Annotated in this window: 17 protein-coding genes and 1 riboswitch; of the genes, 8 read left to right on the plus strand and 9 right to left on the minus strand. The window is 63.1% G+C overall.

Features of this window, described 5'->3' with window-relative positions; translation table 11 throughout:
• Positions 1–85: 85 nt before the first annotated feature.
• Complete coding sequence (gene chrA, locus BFQ01_RS09505; RefSeq protein WP_065925070.1) at positions 86–1,294, minus strand: chromate efflux transporter; 1,209 nt, start codon at positions 1,292–1,294, stop codon at positions 86–88.
• Between the two features lie 129 nt (positions 1,295–1,423).
• Between chrA and BFQ01_RS09510 the strand changes: the two genes are divergently transcribed.
• From BFQ01_RS09510 to BFQ01_RS09530, 5 genes are all read left to right on the plus strand, one after another.
• Positions 1,424–1,996 carry a nucleotidyltransferase family protein gene (locus BFQ01_RS09510; protein ID WP_065925071.1) on the plus strand — a complete coding sequence of 191 codons (573 nt, stop codon included), beginning with the start codon at positions 1,424–1,426 and terminating at the stop codon, positions 1,994–1,996.
• Positions 1,997–2,064: 68 nt separating this feature from the next.
• Complete coding sequence (locus BFQ01_RS09515; RefSeq protein ID WP_065925072.1) at positions 2,065–2,505, plus strand: tryptophan-rich sensory protein TspO; 441 nt, start codon at positions 2,065–2,067, stop codon at positions 2,503–2,505.
• The gene (locus BFQ01_RS09520) at positions 2,505–3,431 is read left to right on the plus strand and encodes an alpha/beta hydrolase fold domain-containing protein (RefSeq protein ID WP_065925073.1); all 927 of its coding nucleotides are present in this window, start codon (positions 2,505–2,507) and stop codon (positions 3,429–3,431) included. Before BFQ01_RS09515 ends, BFQ01_RS09520 begins: the two co-directional genes overlap by 1 nt.
• Positions 3,432–3,639: 208 nt before the next feature.
• Positions 3,640–4,179 carry a hypothetical protein gene (locus tag BFQ01_RS09525; protein WP_074847333.1) on the plus strand — a complete coding sequence of 180 codons (540 nt, stop codon included), beginning with the start codon at positions 3,640–3,642 and terminating at the stop codon, positions 4,177–4,179.
• Complete coding sequence (locus BFQ01_RS09530; protein ID WP_256097717.1) at positions 4,176–4,544, plus strand: GNAT family N-acetyltransferase; 369 nt, start codon at positions 4,176–4,178, stop codon at positions 4,542–4,544. Before BFQ01_RS09525 ends, BFQ01_RS09530 begins: the two co-directional genes overlap by 4 nt.
• 417 nt (positions 4,545–4,961) lie before the next feature.
• Here the strand turns inward: BFQ01_RS09530 and BFQ01_RS09535 are convergent, their stop codons facing one another.
• The 4 genes from BFQ01_RS09535 to BFQ01_RS09550 form a co-directional block, all read right to left on the minus strand.
• Positions 4,962–5,726: an ABC transporter ATP-binding protein gene (locus tag BFQ01_RS09535; RefSeq protein ID WP_065925074.1), complete on the minus strand. Its 765-nt coding sequence runs from the start codon at positions 5,724–5,726 to the stop codon at positions 4,962–4,964.
• Positions 5,723–6,727 (minus strand): FecCD family ABC transporter permease, encoded by a 1,005-nt coding sequence (locus BFQ01_RS09540; RefSeq protein ID WP_065925075.1) that lies wholly within the window; start codon positions 6,725–6,727, stop codon positions 5,723–5,725. The genes BFQ01_RS09535 and BFQ01_RS09540 overlap by 4 nt, the downstream gene beginning before the upstream one ends.
• Positions 6,724–7,734 (minus strand): ABC transporter substrate-binding protein, encoded by a 1,011-nt coding sequence (locus tag BFQ01_RS09545; protein ID WP_065925076.1) that lies wholly within the window; start codon positions 7,732–7,734, stop codon positions 6,724–6,726. The genes BFQ01_RS09540 and BFQ01_RS09545 overlap by 4 nt, the downstream gene beginning before the upstream one ends.
• A 115-nt stretch (positions 7,735–7,849) precedes the next feature.
• Positions 7,850–8,044: riboswitch (cobalamin riboswitch) on the minus strand.
• A 36-nt stretch (positions 8,045–8,080) separates the two neighbouring features.
• Entirely contained in the window at positions 8,081–9,010 is a 930-nt protein-coding gene (locus BFQ01_RS09550; protein WP_065925077.1) for a DNA/RNA non-specific endonuclease, read from the minus strand.
• 129 nt (positions 9,011–9,139) lie between these two features.
• Here BFQ01_RS09550 and BFQ01_RS09555 point away from each other — a divergent pair, with 129 nt between their 5' ends.
• Together BFQ01_RS09555 and BFQ01_RS09560 are read left to right on the plus strand one after the other, a co-directional pair.
• A complete protein-coding gene (locus BFQ01_RS09555) occupies positions 9,140–10,201 on the plus strand; it encodes a M4 family metallopeptidase (protein WP_065925078.1) in 1,062 nt (353 codons plus the stop codon).
• A gap of 14 nt (positions 10,202–10,215) precedes the next feature.
• A complete protein-coding gene (locus BFQ01_RS09560) occupies positions 10,216–10,521 on the plus strand; it encodes a protealysin inhibitor emfourin (protein WP_027604053.1) in 306 nt (101 codons plus the stop codon).
• Between the two features lie 2 nt (positions 10,522–10,523).
• Here the strand turns inward: BFQ01_RS09560 and BFQ01_RS09565 are convergent, their stop codons facing one another.
• The 3 genes from BFQ01_RS09565 to BFQ01_RS09575 form a co-directional block, all read right to left on the minus strand.
• The gene (locus BFQ01_RS09565; RefSeq protein WP_027604054.1) at positions 10,524–10,880 is read right to left on the minus strand and encodes a response regulator; all 357 of its coding nucleotides are present in this window, start codon (positions 10,878–10,880) and stop codon (positions 10,524–10,526) included.
• A gap of 23 nt (positions 10,881–10,903) precedes the next feature.
• Positions 10,904–12,346, minus strand: a complete 1,443-nt coding sequence (locus BFQ01_RS09570) for an ATPase domain-containing protein (protein WP_065925079.1) — start codon at positions 12,344–12,346, stop codon at positions 10,904–10,906.
• A gap of 73 nt (positions 12,347–12,419) precedes the next feature.
• Positions 12,420–13,811 carry an aldehyde dehydrogenase family protein gene (locus tag BFQ01_RS09575; protein WP_065925080.1) on the minus strand — a complete coding sequence of 464 codons (1,392 nt, stop codon included), beginning with the start codon at positions 13,809–13,811 and terminating at the stop codon, positions 12,420–12,422.
• A gap of 103 nt (positions 13,812–13,914) precedes the next feature.
• On the opposite strand from BFQ01_RS09575, the gene BFQ01_RS09580 reads away from it, so the two are divergent.
• Positions 13,915–14,787 carry a putrescine utilization regulator PtrR gene (locus BFQ01_RS09580; RefSeq protein WP_065925081.1) on the plus strand — a complete coding sequence of 291 codons (873 nt, stop codon included), beginning with the start codon at positions 13,915–13,917 and terminating at the stop codon, positions 14,785–14,787.
• On the opposite strand, the gene BFQ01_RS09585 is transcribed toward BFQ01_RS09580, so the two are convergent.
• Entirely contained in the window at positions 14,784–14,993 is a 210-nt protein-coding gene (locus BFQ01_RS09585; RefSeq protein WP_016970937.1) for a hypothetical protein, read from the minus strand. The two genes, BFQ01_RS09580 and BFQ01_RS09585, sit on opposite strands and share 4 nt — an antisense overlap.
• Positions 14,994–15,033 lie beyond the last annotated feature (40 nt).

Here is a 15,033-nt window from a genome sequence, read left to right on the forward strand (position 1 = left end):
CCTTAGAGACGGCCATCCCAGCGCACAAGCCGGCGGATTCTGACGCAAGCGTAGGCAAGGGAGCAAGGCACGGTGGCTGCGCGGCTCACACCGTAAGACTTAATAACCATCCCGCCGCGCCGCTTCCTACAACCACCAGCCACGGTGGCAGTTTCCCCACCATCAGCGCCACCAGGCCAATCAGCGCCAGGGCGACGTCCTGGGCGGTGAAGATGGCGCTGGTCCACACCGGTTGGTACAGCGCCGCCAGCAACAGGCCGACCACCGCCGCGTTCACGCCCGCCAGCGCGGCTTGGGTGCGCGGGCTGCGGCGCAGGCTTTCCCAGAAGGGCAGTGCGCCCAGCACCAGTAAAAACGACGGTGCGAAGATCGCCAGCAGGCAGAGCAGGCCACCGAGCCAGCCGTTCGGCGCTTGGGTCATCGAGGCGCCGAGGAAGGCGGCGAAGGTGAACAGCGGGCCGGGCATGGCTTGGACGGCGCCGTAGCCGGCGAGGAACACGTCGTTGCTCACCCAGTGGCGGGGCACGACTTCGGCTTGCAGCAAGGGCAGCACCACGTGGCCGCCGCCGAATACCAGCGCGCCGGTGCGGTAGAAGGCGTCGGTCACGGCCAGGGTTGGGTTGGGCATCAACTGGGCGAGGATCGGCAGGCTGGCCAGCAACAGCACAAACAGCGACAGCCATAGCGCCCCGGCGCGACGGCTGATGGTCACGGGCAGGGCGTCGTGCGCGGTGGGCGGTGTGGGCTTGAACAGCAGCAGGCCGGCCATGCCCGCGATGAGGATCACGCCGACCTGGCCCCACGCCGATGTTTGCAGCAGGGCCACGCAGGCGGCGAGCAGCATCACGGCCACGCGCGGGGCGTCGGTGCACAGGTTGCGCGCCATGCCCCACACGGCCTGGGCGACCACGGCGACGGCCACCACTTTAAGGCCATGCAACGCGCCGGGCGGGATGGCGGTGCTGTGCCGGGTGATGCCCAAGGCCAACAGGATCAGCACAACGGCGGACGGCAGGGTAAACCCGAGCCACGCCGCCAATGCGCCGCCGTACCCCGCGCGCGACAGGCCGAGGGCGATGCCGACCTGGCTGCTGGCGGGGCCGGGCAGGAATTGGCACAGCGCGACCAAGTCCGCGTAACTGCGCTCGCTCAGCCAGCGTCGCCGGGTCACGAACGCGTCCCGGAAATAACCCAGGTGCGCAATCGGGCCGCCAAAGGAGGTAAGGCCCAGGCGCAGGAAAATCAGGAACACTGACCAGGGGCTTTCGCGTCGATTTGCTGGGGAGTCAGCCAAGGCGGGCGGTCTCGGTGAGGACAGGGCATCGCGGCACCTTAGCGAATTTTGATGACGTGAAGAAGCGGCGCCAGCGCTCAATGTTGTACCGTTGCTCCCCTGGACCGTACCGATGACGAAGGAGTCAGCATGACATTGACTGTCGATACCCTGCTCGAACTGGCCATGGCCAACCCCGTCAACGCCGAAATCACTGCGCGCCTGCCCGACCTCGGGGTGGACCAGTGCATGCTCACGGCGGGTTGCCTGTTCCAGGCGGTGTGGAATCATCAGGCGAATCTGCCGGCTGATCAGGGCGTGAAGGATTACGACGTTTTTTACTTCGATACCGACCTGTCCTACGAGGCGGAGGATGCGGTAATTCGTGCGGCGGATGAACTGTTCAAAGACCTGGGCGTGAATGTCGAGGTCAAGAACCAGGCGCGGGTGCACCTTTGGTACGGCAAACGCTTTGGTCGGCCCTACCCGCAGTTGCAGTCGGCGTGCGACGGGGTCGACCGTTATCTGGTGGCCGGTACGTGCATCGGCTTGGAGATTGCCACGGGCCAGGTGTATGCGCCGTATGGGTTGGAGGATGTGGAACTGGGGATTTTGCGGATTAATCCACTGCATCCGGAGCAGGCGTTGTTTGAGCAGAAGGCGCGCAGTTATCAGGCGCGGTGGCCTTGGCTGAGGATTGTCGGGGTGGAGATACCGGAATGAATTGGCGCTGAACTTTTAGGTAGGTGTCGCACGTCCAAGCTTCAAATCACTCCCGCCAAGGACAGACGATGACCTTCTTTATCTTCCTGCTTGCCTGCGCCGCCGCCGCCAGTACCGGCGTCATTTTCAAACCCGGCGCCTGGTATGAATCCCTCGTCAAACCCAGCTTCACCCCACCCAATTGGCTGTTTCCGGTGGCCTGGACGATCATCTACCTGCTGCTGGCCTGGGCCGGCTATCGCTTGAGCCTGATCCCCGGCAGTCAAATGGTGCTGGCGCTGTGGGCTGCGCAAATTGCCCTGAATACCCTGTGGACGCCGGTATTTTTCGGCGCGCATCGCCTGCTGGCCGGGATGGTGATCATCGTGTTGCTGTGGATCACCGTGGCGGCGATGGTGGTACTGGCCGTGCGCCTGGACCTGATCACCGGCCTGATCCTGTTCCCGTACCTGGCGTGGCTGTGTGTGGCGGCGGCGCTGAATTTCTCGATCCTGCGTAATAACCGCTGATGGCTCACCAACCGTGGCCCGCCAACGAGGCGGAACTGGCCCAGATGCGCCGCTTCAATCAGAAGCTCGCCTGGCTGCCGCGCTTCAAGATCCGCAATCGCGTTACGCCGCGTTTGATCCAGGCGCTGTTGCGCGTCAGTCAAACGCTCAAGCGCGCCACACCGGCTGAAAGCAGGGTTGTCGACAACGTCCCGGTGCGCATCCTGCGGCCAAGCGGCAAGCCCAAGGGCGTAGTGCTGGATATCCACGGCGGCGGCTGGGTGATCGGCAATGCGCAGATGGATGACGACCTCAACCTGGGCATGCTGCAGGCGTGCGACGTGGCGGTGGTGTCGGTGGATTATCGGTTGGCGGTGGATACGCCGGTTGAAGGCTTGATGGAAGACTGCCTGAACGCCGCACGTTGGCTGCTCACGGATGATGAATTTGCCGGGCTGCCGGTGATCGTCGTCGGTGAGTCGGCCGGTGGGCATCTGGCGGCGGCGACGTTGCTGGCCCTCAAGCAATGGCCTGAACTGCTCAAGCGCATAAGCGGCGCGGTGTTGTATTACGGCGTTTACGACCTGACCGGCACACCGAGCGTACGCGCGGCCGGGCCTGAAACGTTGCTGCTGGACGGGCCGGGGATGGTGGAAGCGTTGCGCATGCTCACGCCGGGGCTGAGTGATGATGAGCGCCGACAGCCGCCGTTGTCGCCGTTGTATGGCGACTTTGAAGGGCTGCCCCCGGCGTTGATGTTTGTGGGGGAGTTGGACCCGCTTAAGGATGACACGCTGCTGATTGCCGAGCGGTGGCCCCACGCTGAAGCACACCTGCTGCCGGAGTCGGTCCATGGGTTTATTCATTTTCCGGTGGCGATGGCGGATGGGGTGTTGGCCTATAGCCGACAGTGGATCACTCAGTGCATTGATGGCGAACAGGCATAACTGGATAGGCGCCTCTCTAAGGCTCACCCATTCCTCTGTGGTGAGCGAGCTTGCTCGCGTTGGGCTGCGAAGCAGCCCCAAAACCAGCCAGTGCAGAGTAAGCCCGCTTCCCACAGAAAGCACCGATTCACTACAATCGCCTTATCTTTTATCAGCAGGCCGGGTACCCTCTTTTTTCCACACATTCCCCCCAAGCAAAGGAAAGCACGTGAAGATTCTCCAAGGAGCCATCGGTCTATCGGCGCTGTATCTGCTGGCAGGCTGTGGCCAGGTCACCGAAAAAACACTGACGTTCGATGTGCCCTATGGGATGTATGAAACCGTTCTGCGCCAGAACGTCACCGGAACAGGCCAGTTGACCTGCAAGGTCACCACCGACAACCAGGACCGCGGCGAAAAGTGGGTGCCGTCGGTGATTCTTGCGGCGGCCGAGGACGCTGCCGAGGACGACACCCTGTTTCTTTCCAGCTACACGCCAGCCGACAGCGACCAGCGCTTGTTCCAACTGCGCACCTTCAACAAAGCCAAGCCGGTCATCGATACCTTCTTCCATCGGGCCCCCGACCAACGCGGTGTGTATACGTTGCGCCTGACCTGGCAAGCGGACGGCGCCATTGGTTATCAGGTCGCCAGCGGTGGGGCCTGGGAAGAGAGGAAACTCGTGGACAAGCCCGGTTTTTCCGTGCGCCACGTGAGCGTACATGCCTCCGGTATGAAGGGCAGCGCTGTGTGTGAGTTGCGTGAGTGAACGCGCTGACGTTGAGGCCGGCGACGGTGACTGATCTGCCGTCGATCTATCGGGGAGAGCAGGACTACATCCGCCGCTGGGAGCCCGACCACGAAGCAGCCTGGCGGCTCCAGTTGGAGCGCCACCTTACACGCTGGGTCGATAACTTCGAACGCTTGACGATCGCGATGCTGGGCGGGCAGTTTGCCGGTTATTCGCTGTGGACTGCAGAGGAGGGGGTTGCCGAGCTTTGTACGATCAACGTCAGTGACGTTCACCGACGCCAGGGGATCGGTCGGACGTTGCTGGACGCTTACGCGGCGGCGGCTGGGCAGAATGACTTCTTGACGTTGCGATCGTACGTTCCGATAACCCTGCCCGGCTGATGTATGAGCGCGCCGGGTTTGTCTGTGTGGGCACAGATTCGAACGACTACCTTTGCTACGAGCGAGCCAGCCGCCCGTGAATATCACCGCAAGAATCGGATAGCCACCGCTGTCCAGGTGCTCGTCTCATGGGGCTCACCCTAAGAGGCGCCCACCATGAACTTCCGCATTACGGGCCTTGCTCCCGGTCCATTTCTCAGTGTGTTTGGTTTGCCCGACGATGAGCTTGCCGCGCGCGGGACAAGCCCGCTCGCCACAACAGCCCTATCTGTCCAGCGTTCAGCGTTTAGCCAACGGTGCGTAGATACCTATGCCCGATAGCAGTCTGTCAGGTGATGCATATGTCGACTGGCACACCGCTATCGGTGGCAAGCCCCTCCCACATTAGGATCTCGGGTGGAGTCGATATTGTGGTGTTCAGTTAGACCGCAACCGCAGTATCTGCGCCCCATCGAACGGGTCCGTCAGGTAGTGCGCCTGCACCCCGAATGTCTCCCGCAAGCGCTCCGGCGTTAGCACCTCCAGCGGCTTGCCCAGCGCGACCAGGCGCCCACGGTCCAGCACGGCCAGGCGATCGCAGGTCAGCGCCTGGTTCAGGTCATGCAGGGCGATGAGGGTGGTCACCGGCAAACCTTGCACGCCTTTCAAAATCGCCAGTTGATGCTGGATATCCAGGTGATTGGTCGGCTCGTCCAGCAACAGTATCTGCGGCCGTTGCGCCAGGGCGCGGGCGATGTGCACGCGCTGGCGCTCGCCGCCGGAGAGGCTGCGCCAGGCGCGGTGGCTCAGGTGGGTGGCGTCCACATCATGCAGGGCCTGGCGCACGATGGCGTCGTCGTCGCCGGACCACGGGCTCAGCGCCGACAGCCACGGTGTACGGCCCAGTGCTACGGCGTCGAATACGCGGATGGCGTCGTCGGTGTCGGCCTGTTGCTCCACCACCGCCAGCTGTTGGGCGATGGCGCGGCGGGACAGGTCGCCCAGGCGTTGGCCGCCCAGGCGCACGTCGCCGCTGGCCGGTGTGCGCAGACCGGCGAGCAGTTTGAGCAGGGTGGATTTGCCGGAGCCGTTGGGCCCGACAATCCCCAGGGTTTCACCCAACTGAACCTCCAGGTGGATATCGCGCAGCAACTCCGCCTCACGCACCTTGAAGCCCAGGCCGGTGCAACTCAGTACGCTCATCGCGCATTCCTCCGGCCAATCAGGATCAGCGCAAACACCGGCGCGCCCACCAGCGCCGTCACCACGCCGACCGGGATCACCTGGCCTTTGATCAAGGTGCGCGACAACACATCGGCCGCAATCAAAAATAACGCGCCGCCCAGCGCACTGGCGGGCAGCAGGCGCGAATGCCCGGTGCCGAGGAGCAGGCGCACCGCGTGGGGGATCACCAGGCCGACAAAGCCGATGGAGCCGACAATCGACACCATCACCGCCGTCACCAGCGCCGCGCAACCCACCAGCACAACCTGCACGCGGCGCACCGGGATGCCCAGGGACGCGGCCGAATCCGTGCCGAAGGTGAACGCATCCAACGCGCGACGATGCCACAGGCACACCACCAGGCCCGTGATCGCCACCGGCACTGCCAGCCACACCGACGGCCAGCGCACGCCGCTGAGGTTACCCAGCAGCCAGAACAGGATGCCGCGCGCCTGTTCGGAGCTGGCTGATTTGGTGATCAGGAACGCCGTGAGCGCATTGAACAACTGCGACCCGGCGATGCCGGCGAGGATGATCTGCCCGGTGCCGCTGGACGAACCGCTGGCCCGCGCCAGCAAAATCACCAGGGCAAACGCCGCCATCGCGCCGACAAAGGCGCCGGCCGACAATGAAATCAGCCCGCCGCCCACGCCCATCAACGCCACCAGCACCGCGCCGGTCGAAGCGCCGGCGCTGATGCCCAGCAGGTACGGATCGGCCAGCGGGTTGCGCAGCAACGACTGCAAAATCACCCCGCAGGTGGCCAGCCCGGCACCGCAGGCGGCGGCCACCAGGGCACGGGTGAGGCGGTAGTTCCACACCACGCCTTCATCGATGGGGTCCAGCACGTAACCGGCCGCCCACAGTTTGTTGGCGAGCACCTGCAGCACCACCTGGGGCGAGATGGCGGTTTCGCCGATGGCCACGCCGGCGAGCACGGCGATCAGCAATAGCGCCAGGGCGAGTAAGGTCCGGATCATTGCGGCAGGTCGTAGCCGTCGATGGCCGTGGCCAGGTGTTCAAGGCCGTCGAACATGCGGATGCTGGCCTGCAGCGCCAGGGCGTCGAGGATGATGATGCGGTTGTTTTTCACCGCGTCCATGTTGCGCGTGACCGGGTCGCTGCGCAGGAAGGCGAGTTTCTTTTCATGGTCGTCGGCGGGGTAGCGGCGACGGTCCATGCGGGCGATCACCAGGAAGGTCGGGTTGGCCTTGGCGAGGGTTTCCCAGCCGACGGCGGGCCATTCTTCATCGGATTGCACCACGTTGTGCAGGCCGAGGGTTTCGAGCATGAACTCCGGAATGCCCTTGTGGCCGGCCACGTAGGGGTCGCTGGCCAGTTCTGCGCTGGAGAACCACACCAGCGCGCTGGCCTGCTTGAGGCCTTTGCTCTGCACGGTGGCCACGGATTGGGCCAGGCGCGCCTGGAGCTCATCGTTCAACTGTTGGCCGCGATCCTGCACATCGAAAATCTGCGCCAGCTGGCGGATGCTCTTGTAGATCGTCTCGATACGGAACGGCTCCAGCCGCGTGCCGTCGGCGCCCACCAGGTTGTCCTTGCCTTCGCAGTCGGAGGGCAGCAGGTAGGTGGGGATCTTCAGGTCGTGAAACTGCTCGCGGGTGCCGACTACGCCTTGCGGGCCCACCACCCATTCCAGCTCGGCGGCCACCAGTTGCGGGCGCTTGGCGATCACCGCTTCGAAGCTGGGCTCGTTGTTGGCCAGGCGCTCGATGCTGTCGTTCTGCGCCTTGAACTGCGGCAACACGCTGTTGAACCACAGCGAGGTGCCCACCACGCGGTCAGCCACGCCGAGGGCATAGAGCATTTCGGTGGCGGCCTGGCCGATGGTCACGCTGCGCGCGGGCGCCTGCGGGAAGGTGAGGGTGCTGCCGCAGTTTTCCAGGGTCAGCGGGTAGTGCGTGGGCGCGGCGTGGGCCAGGGCGCAGAAACCCAGGCCGCTGATCAGGGCGGTAACGCGTGGCAGCATGAGGCGATCTCCGTGTGGACCGTACGTGGAAACAGGCTAGGTACGGTTCGGAAATACGCCCTCGAACGCCGGCGAACGGGCAGGCAAGGATGTCCTTCCCGGACACCCCGCCGGTGAGTGATTGTGCTGGGCCGGCAGGTCTCCTGACTGATGCGTCGTCGCCACGCTCCGGCCTTCCCGGACGCGGTCCAGTGGCAGTGGGGAGCAGGCTCGGCACCTACAGTTGCGGGGGCAGTTCCGATTGACGCGGTGTACCGCGCTTCGGATTCCCTATTAGTCCCGTTCGGGAACCGGCGCGGTATGGTAGTTGATTAGGGCGAGGCGATACAGCCCGAAGGGCGCCCGGTCAGAGACGAATATCCTCGGGGCCGCGGATCAGCGCTTCAATTCGCGTGCCCGTAGCGCGCTCTTCGTTGCTGAAGCCGTCGTAGTCCGCCAGGTTGGCGAAGCGGATGCCGGTCAATTGTTCGATCTGGATCACGCTGCGCTGGTAGGTCCTGACCTGGCCGAACATCAGGTCGAGCTGACCCAGCTCGCGGCTTTGGTCGATCATGTAGGCGCTGGCGGAGGGCTTGCCGTCATCGCTGAGGTAGGCCACCACTTTCCAGAACGCCTTGGGGATTCTGATACCACGGTAAAGGCGGTCGTCGTCGGCGAACACCGGGCCGCTGAACACCGTTGCCCGGGCTTTCCAGCGCTGCGTGTTATTGAGGATGTAGTCTTCCAGTTCCAGCCAGGTCTTCTGGTTGAACCCGCTCATCTGCGGCGAGCAGTTGGTGAAGTGGAAGGTGTCGAGGTTGGCGGTGTTTGCCGCGTCGCCCCAGTTAGGATCCTGGCGCCGTACCAGGTGACCGCGATCCAGGCCATTGCTGGCATAGAGCTCTTCGCCCACCTGGGCGCTGATCGGCAGGCGCCCATCGTAGGCCCAGGTGTCGTTGCTGCGGATAATCTCCACATGCTGCCCGCCGTCGATATTGACGCCCACGTAGAGCGCCAGTCGTCGGGAACGGGACATCGTCACCGAGAAATGCGTGTAGTCCAGGCGCAGCGGTTGGACGTCGTCCGCCAATGCCTCATCGGCGGTGGGCCAGGGCACTGCGAAGCTGCTGAGAAAGTCCTCGGCGTAGCCCTGTCGGTCCTGTAGATCCTTAGCCGCGGTGACACGGGGCGTCGCCGCCCGGGCTTCCATCAGGGTGGGATTGGTCGCGATCAACGGGCGCAGATCGGCGAGTCGTGGGCGGTGCGCAAGATCGATTTTGGCTTTGCGGGCTGGCATGGGTAAGTCCTCCTTGGATAAACACGACTGCAACATAGATTGATGACAATTGATGACACGGGTTAACCCTGGGGGGCTATCCTCAAACGGTTACCGGAGCTACACCATATGCCAACAGGGAGCCAGCTAATGTGTGATCGCCACCACCGCAACCCGATTTTCTGCCTGATCCCGCCGTATATGCTCGACCAGATCGCGCGTCACGGTGATAAGGCCCAGCGCGACATCGCGCTGCGCACCCGCGCCAAGGACAGCACGTTCCGTTCGCTGCGCATGGTCGCAGTGCCCGCCAAGGGGCCGGCCCACATGGCCCTGGTCATGGGCGCCGGCAAACGGCGCTCGATCTACACCGCCGAAGGCACCGACAGCCTGCCGGGCAAGCTGGTCCGCGGTGAAGGCCAGCCCGCCAGTGGCGACGCCGCCGTGGACGAAGCCTATGACGGCTTGGGTGCCACGTTCGATTTTTTCGAAGAGGTGTTCGACCGCAACTCCATTGACGACGCCGGCATGGCCCTGGATGCCACCGTGCACTTTGGCCAGAACTATAACAATGCGTTCTGGAACTCGACCCAGATGGTGTTTGGCGATGGCGATGGGCAGTTGTTCAACCGCTTCACGGTGGCCCTCGATGTGATTGGCCATGAATTGGCCCACGGCGTCACCGAGGACGAGGCCAAGCTGATGTATTTCAATCAGTCCGGTGCCTTGAACGAGTCACTCTCGGACGTGTTCGGCTCACTGATCAAGCAGTATGCGTTGAAGCAAACCGCCGAAGACGCCGATTGGCTGATCGGCAAAGGGTTGTTCACCAAGAAGATCAAAGGCGTCGCCCTGCGTTCGATGAAGGCCCCCGGCACCGCGTTCGATGACAAGCTGCTGGGCAAGGACCCTCAGCCAGGGCATATGGATGATTTTGTCCAGACCTACGAGGACAATGGCGGGGTGCATATCAATTCCGGCATTCCCAACCATGCGTTCTATCAGGTGGCGACCCGGATTGGCGGGTTTGCCTGGGAGCGTGCAGGACGTATCTGGTATGACGCGCTGCGCGATGCGCGGTTGCGGCCGAACTCGGGTTTTTTACGTTTTGCGCGTATAACCTACGATATCGCCGGCCGTCTCTACGGCGCGAACAAGGATGAGCACAAGGCGGTCAAGGAGGGCTGGAAAGCGGTTGGCATTAACGTCTGACGTGAGGAACAGCCATGCAAATTTCGATCAAGGAAAACGGCGGGCCGGCGTTTTTTCCGGGTTTGACCAAGCCTCGTACTGTGGAGTTGAACACGTTGCCCGAGCCGGACCAACAAGAGTTGCGGCAGCTGATCGAGGCTTCAAACTTCTTTCAGTTGCCGCAGAGCACCACGCCAGAGCCCGGAAATCCGGGCCAGGTGCACTACACCCTGACCGTGAAGGAAGGCCAGCAGGAACATACGGTGTGCGTGCTCGCGCCGGTGAAGTCGCAGGCATTGGATGGGCTGGTGCAGTGTGTGCGCCGGCATATCCGCAGTTGAGGTCACCCCAGCAGTTCCTTCACCTTGGTAATGAGCTTGTTGATGTCGAACGGCTTATCCAGCACCGCATCGAACAGGTCCGAGCGCTGCATGCCGATATGGGCCTGCGCGCCGCTGATCAGGATAATCGGCAGGTGCTTGACGGCCGGCAGTGCACGGACCGCTTCGGCGAACTCCTCACCGTCCATCACCGGCATCATGAAATCGGTGATGATCAGCGACGGCCGTTCTCGCTCCAGCACCTCCAGCGCCTTTTTCCCATTGCCAGCTGTGACGACCATGAACCCCTCATCTTCCAGTGCGTAGGCAAGGATATCGGCGATCAAGTACTCGTCATCGACGACCAGGATGGTGGCCATGTCAATTCAACCTACCCAAAGACTTAAAAAGCTGAACCAGGCAGCGCTGAATTGGATGCAACTGAGGGGGCATTTGTTGAAACCTTTCTTAAGTCAACGGCTTGGTCACGGATCACCACCTCTAATAATGAGGGGTCATAAAAGCTGTCTCTGACCTTAAGAATGGAAAGCGTCCTTCTAAGTTCAGACTGAATCTCGAAGAAACGCATAAGCATGAGGTTGTCGGCAATGCTCGACAGTTCAGACGCGGGGGAAGTGACCTCCGAGCCGAACAGGTCATGCATCTCCCACGTGGCAAACACCGTGACGCCCCTGGCACGCAGTTCGTTCATCAGTGCGCTGTAGAAATCGGTGATCCGCGCCGGGTTGTTGGAGACGCGGGTCATGCCGCTCAAGCTGTCGATGAACAGCCGCTTGATGCCCTTTTCCTCGACCAGGCGCAGCAATCGCGCACCCAGCCCGTCCAGCAGACCTTCGGTAGTGGGCTGCCAGGCGATGGTCAGTGCGCCACTGTCTTCCATCTCCTGGATATCGATGCCCAGGGATTGGCCTTTGAGCCGCAGGCGCTGAGGGCTTTCGTAGAAGCCGAAGTGCAGGCCGGGAGCGTCTACCGTCGATTCCGAGAGAAACTTGAGGCCCAGGGTGGTCTTGCCAATGCCCGACGGCCCCATGACCAGGGTCACGCTGGAACTGTGCAGCCCGCCGCCGAGGATGCCGTCCAACGAGCCGATACCGCTGGCGATGCGCGTCAGGTCGGCGCTGTCGGGTGCGGACGGGCGGCCATAGAGGCTTTCCAGGCGTGGGTACACCACCAGGCCGTCGTCGTTGATTTCACACTCGTGCAGGCCGGTGAGCGCGCCGCTGCCGCGGGTCTTGCGCAACTGGATACGGCGCACGGAACGGGTGCCGAACAGTTCCTCGCCCATTTCGATCACGCCATCGACCATGGTGTGCTCGGGGCTGCCGTCATCCAGGCGTGAGCTGGTGAGAAACAGCACCGTGCAGCCGGCGAAGGCGGCATGCCCTTGCAGTTCGGAAATGAATTTTTTCGTGTCGATCGGCGAGTCGGCCTTGGAACGCGCGTTCAACAAGCCGTCCACCACCATGACGGTGGCCCTCTGCCTGCTGATCTCACGCCTGAGCAGCTTGACCACTTCGTCGAGGCCTTCGTTTTCCAGGGTGTCGAAGGCGCTGACAAACTGGATTTCGGCGCCGACACGGGAGGCGTCAAAAAAGCTCAGGGTAGAGAGGAACTGGAAAAGGCGGTCGTGGGATTCCGCCAACAGCGTGGCAACCAGGACTCGGCCGCCATTGCGCGCGTGATGAAACCCCAGCTGGTTGGCAAGGATGGTTTTACCTGAGCCGGGGCGGCCCTGAATGATGTAGGACGCCCCAGACACCAGCCCTCCCTTGAGCAGAGCGTCCAGCCCTTCGATTCCGCTTTGAAGGCGATTTAGCTTTTCCACAGTGCGATCCTGACCCTAAAAACATGCTGTTAAGCCGAGTGGACAGAATGCTAACGCCATTTGTTCACTGCTGCTACTTGCGATCCAGCCATACGGTCTGCGCATTGCAGAATTCGCGTAGGCCAAAATGCGACAACTCGCGCCCGAACCCGCTCTTCTTCACGCCGCCAAACGCCACCCGAGGGTCGGACACGCTGAACGCATTGATGAAGATCCCGCCGGTTTCCAGCTGGTTGGCGATGTCGCGGGCCTTGGCCGGGTCGGTGGTGAAGAGGCTGGCGGTGAGGCCGAACTCGCTGTCATTGGCCAGGGCCACGGCGTGGTCGGCATCGCGGGCGGTGATGATCGACGCCACGGGGCCAAACAGTTCCTGCTTGAACGAGGTCATCTGGTCGGTGACGTCGGCCAGTACGGTCGGCTCATAGTAGTTGGCGACACCGGCAACTTTGTGGCCGCCCAGCAGCAGGGTGGCGCCTTCTTCCAGGGTGGCCTGGACCTGGCCGTGCAACTCGTCGCGCAGGTCGAAGCGCGCCATCGGGCCGACGTAGGTGCTGGCCGAGGTCGGGTCGCCCATCACCAGCGCGCGGCTGGCTTCGACGAACTTGGCGGTGAAGGCGTCCACCACGCCGGCTTCGATGATCAGGCGCTTGGCGGCGGCGCAGACCTGGCCGCTGTTCTGGAAGCGGCCGATGACGGCGGCCTGCACGGCGGCGTCGAGGTCGGCGTCGTTGAGCACGATGAACGGGTCGGAGCCGCCCAGTTCCAGCACGCACTTCTTCAGCGCAGCGCCGGCCTGGGAGCCGATGGCCATGCCGGCGCGTACGCTGCCGGTGAGGGTGACGGCGGCGATGCGCGGGTCGGCGATGGCGGTGGATACGCCGTCCTGGGTCACGTTGATCACTTCGAACAGGCCTTCAGCGAATCCGGCCTTCTGCAACGCCGCTTTCATCATGTACGCGCTGCCCATCACGTTCGGCGCGTGTTTGAGCACGTAGGTATTGCCGGCGAGCAGGGTCGGCACGGCGCCACGCAGCACTTGCCATACCGGGAAGTTCCACGGCATCACGGCGAGGATCGGGCCCAGCGGGCGGTATTCGATGTGGGCGCTGCCGTTGTCCACCAGGGTGGGTTCCGGGGCTAGCATGGCCGGGCCGTGGGCGGCATACCACTCGCTGAGCTGGGCGCATTTTTCGATTTCGGCGCGGGCCTGGGTGATGGGCTTGCCCATTTCCAGGGTGATCATCTGCGCCATTTCTTCGGCTTGATCGCGCAGGGCGCCGGCCAGGGCCAGCAGCAATTCGGCACGCTGGCTGACCGGCTGGCGGCGCCAGGTGCGGAAGGCGGCGGTGGCACGGTCGAGGGCGGCGTCCAGTTGCGACGCGGTTTCGTAGGGGTAGCTGCCGACTGTTTCGCCGGTGGCGGGGTTGATCGACAGGGCGTGGGTCTGGTGAGAAATAGCGTTCATGGCACCGTCCGGCTGAATGAGTGGAATGGGTTCAGCCTACGGGGATGCATGTTTTCTGGAAACTGAATAATATTGAGCAATACGTTCACGATTGGAGAATGACTTGGATCTGGTGCAGCTGGAAATCTTCAAGGCCGTTGCCGAGCAAGGCAGCATCAGCGCCGCCGCGCAGTTGATTCATCGGGTGCCGTCGAACCTGACCACGCGCATCAAGCAACTGGAGCAGGATTTGGGCGTGGAGTTGTTTATCCGCGAGAAGAGTCGCCTGCGCCTGTCGCCCGCCGGATGGAATTTCCTCGGCTATGCGCGGCGTATTCTCGACCTGGTGCAGGAAGCCCGCGCGACGGTGGCGGGGGAGGAGCCCCAGGGCGCGTTTGTCCTGGGATCCCTGGAAAGCACGGCGGCGGTGCGCATCCCGGCGCTGCTCGCGGCCTACAACCAGAAGCACACCAAGGTCGAGCTGGACCTGAGCACCGGGCCTTCAGGCACGATGATCGAGGGCGTGTTGTCGGGACGGCTGGCGGCGGCGTTCGTCGATGGGCCGGTATTGCATGCCACCCTGGAAGGCGTGGCGGTGTTCGAGGAGGAGATGGTGGTGATTGCGCCGTTGCACCACGGTCCGATCACGCGAGGGCAGGATGTGAACGGGGAGAGCATCTACACCTTTCGCTCCAACTGTTCCTACCGGCACCATTTCGAGCGCTGGTTCGCACAGGACGGCGCGGTGCCGGGGAGGATCTTCGAGATGGAGTCCTACCACGGCATGCTCGCCTGCGTCAGCGCCGGGGCCGGCCTGGCGCTGATGCCACGCAGCATGCTGGAAAGCATGCCGGGGTTTACCACGGTGAGCGTGTGGCCGCTGACGGACAGTTTTCGCACCCTGCATACCTGGCTGATCTGGCGCCGGGGCACCGTGTCGCAGAGTTTGAACAGTTTTGTGAAGTTGCTGGAAGAGCAGGGTGTGGCGTCGGCCTAGCCGCCGAACTGGAAGGTGCCCATGGCCAGCTTGGCCATGATTGCCGTCGCGCCCAATTGCACCAGCCACAACGCCAAACCGCCCAGGAACACCCCCAGCGCCACCTGCAACACCAGGCTTTTCTGGCGCTTGGCTTGGGGCGCGCGCGGGGTGTAGTCGTGCAATTCGTCGCGGTCGGCGCGCAGGTCCAGGTCGTCGTTTCTCATAGGGCTCTCACAGCAAAGGGGCAATCAGGGTTCAGTCTAG

The organism is Pseudomonas sp. 8 R 14 (assembly GCF_900005955.1).
Lineage (GTDB): Bacteria > Pseudomonadota > Gammaproteobacteria > Pseudomonadales > Pseudomonadaceae > Aquipseudomonas > Aquipseudomonas marginalis.

Excerpts from the sequence above, each read along its gene's own strand:
- BFQ01_RS09510 (WP_065925071.1), top strand. The coding sequence starts at position 1,424 with ATGACATTGACTGTCGATACCCTGCTCGAACTGGCCATGGCCAACCCC.
- BFQ01_RS09515 (WP_065925072.1), top strand. The coding sequence starts at position 2,065 with ATGACCTTCTTTATCTTCCTGCTTGCCTGCGCCGCCGCCGCCAGTACC.
- BFQ01_RS09520 (WP_065925073.1), top strand. The coding sequence starts at position 2,505 with ATGGCTCACCAACCGTGGCCCGCCAACGAGGCGGAACTGGCCCAGATG.
- BFQ01_RS09535 (WP_065925074.1), bottom strand. The coding sequence starts at position 5,726 with ATGAGCGTACTGAGTTGCACCGGCCTGGGCTTCAAGGTGCGTGAGGCG.
- BFQ01_RS09540 (WP_065925075.1), bottom strand. The coding sequence starts at position 6,727 with ATGATCCGGACCTTACTCGCCCTGGCGCTATTGCTGATCGCCGTGCTC.
- BFQ01_RS09545 (WP_065925076.1), bottom strand. The coding sequence starts at position 7,734 with ATGCTGCCACGCGTTACCGCCCTGATCAGCGGCCTGGGTTTCTGCGCC.
- BFQ01_RS09550 (WP_065925077.1), bottom strand. The coding sequence starts at position 9,010 with ATGCCAGCCCGCAAAGCCAAAATCGATCTTGCGCACCGCCCACGACTC.
- BFQ01_RS09555 (WP_065925078.1), top strand. The coding sequence starts at position 9,140 with ATGTGTGATCGCCACCACCGCAACCCGATTTTCTGCCTGATCCCGCCG.
- BFQ01_RS09560 (WP_027604053.1), top strand. The coding sequence starts at position 10,216 with ATGCAAATTTCGATCAAGGAAAACGGCGGGCCGGCGTTTTTTCCGGGT.
- BFQ01_RS09565 (WP_027604054.1), bottom strand. The coding sequence starts at position 10,880 with ATGGCCACCATCCTGGTCGTCGATGACGAGTACTTGATCGCCGATATC.
- BFQ01_RS09575 (WP_065925080.1), bottom strand. The coding sequence starts at position 13,811 with ATGAACGCTATTTCTCACCAGACCCACGCCCTGTCGATCAACCCCGCC.
- BFQ01_RS09585 (WP_016970937.1), bottom strand. The coding sequence starts at position 14,993 with ATGAGAAACGACGACCTGGACCTGCGCGCCGACCGCGACGAATTGCAC.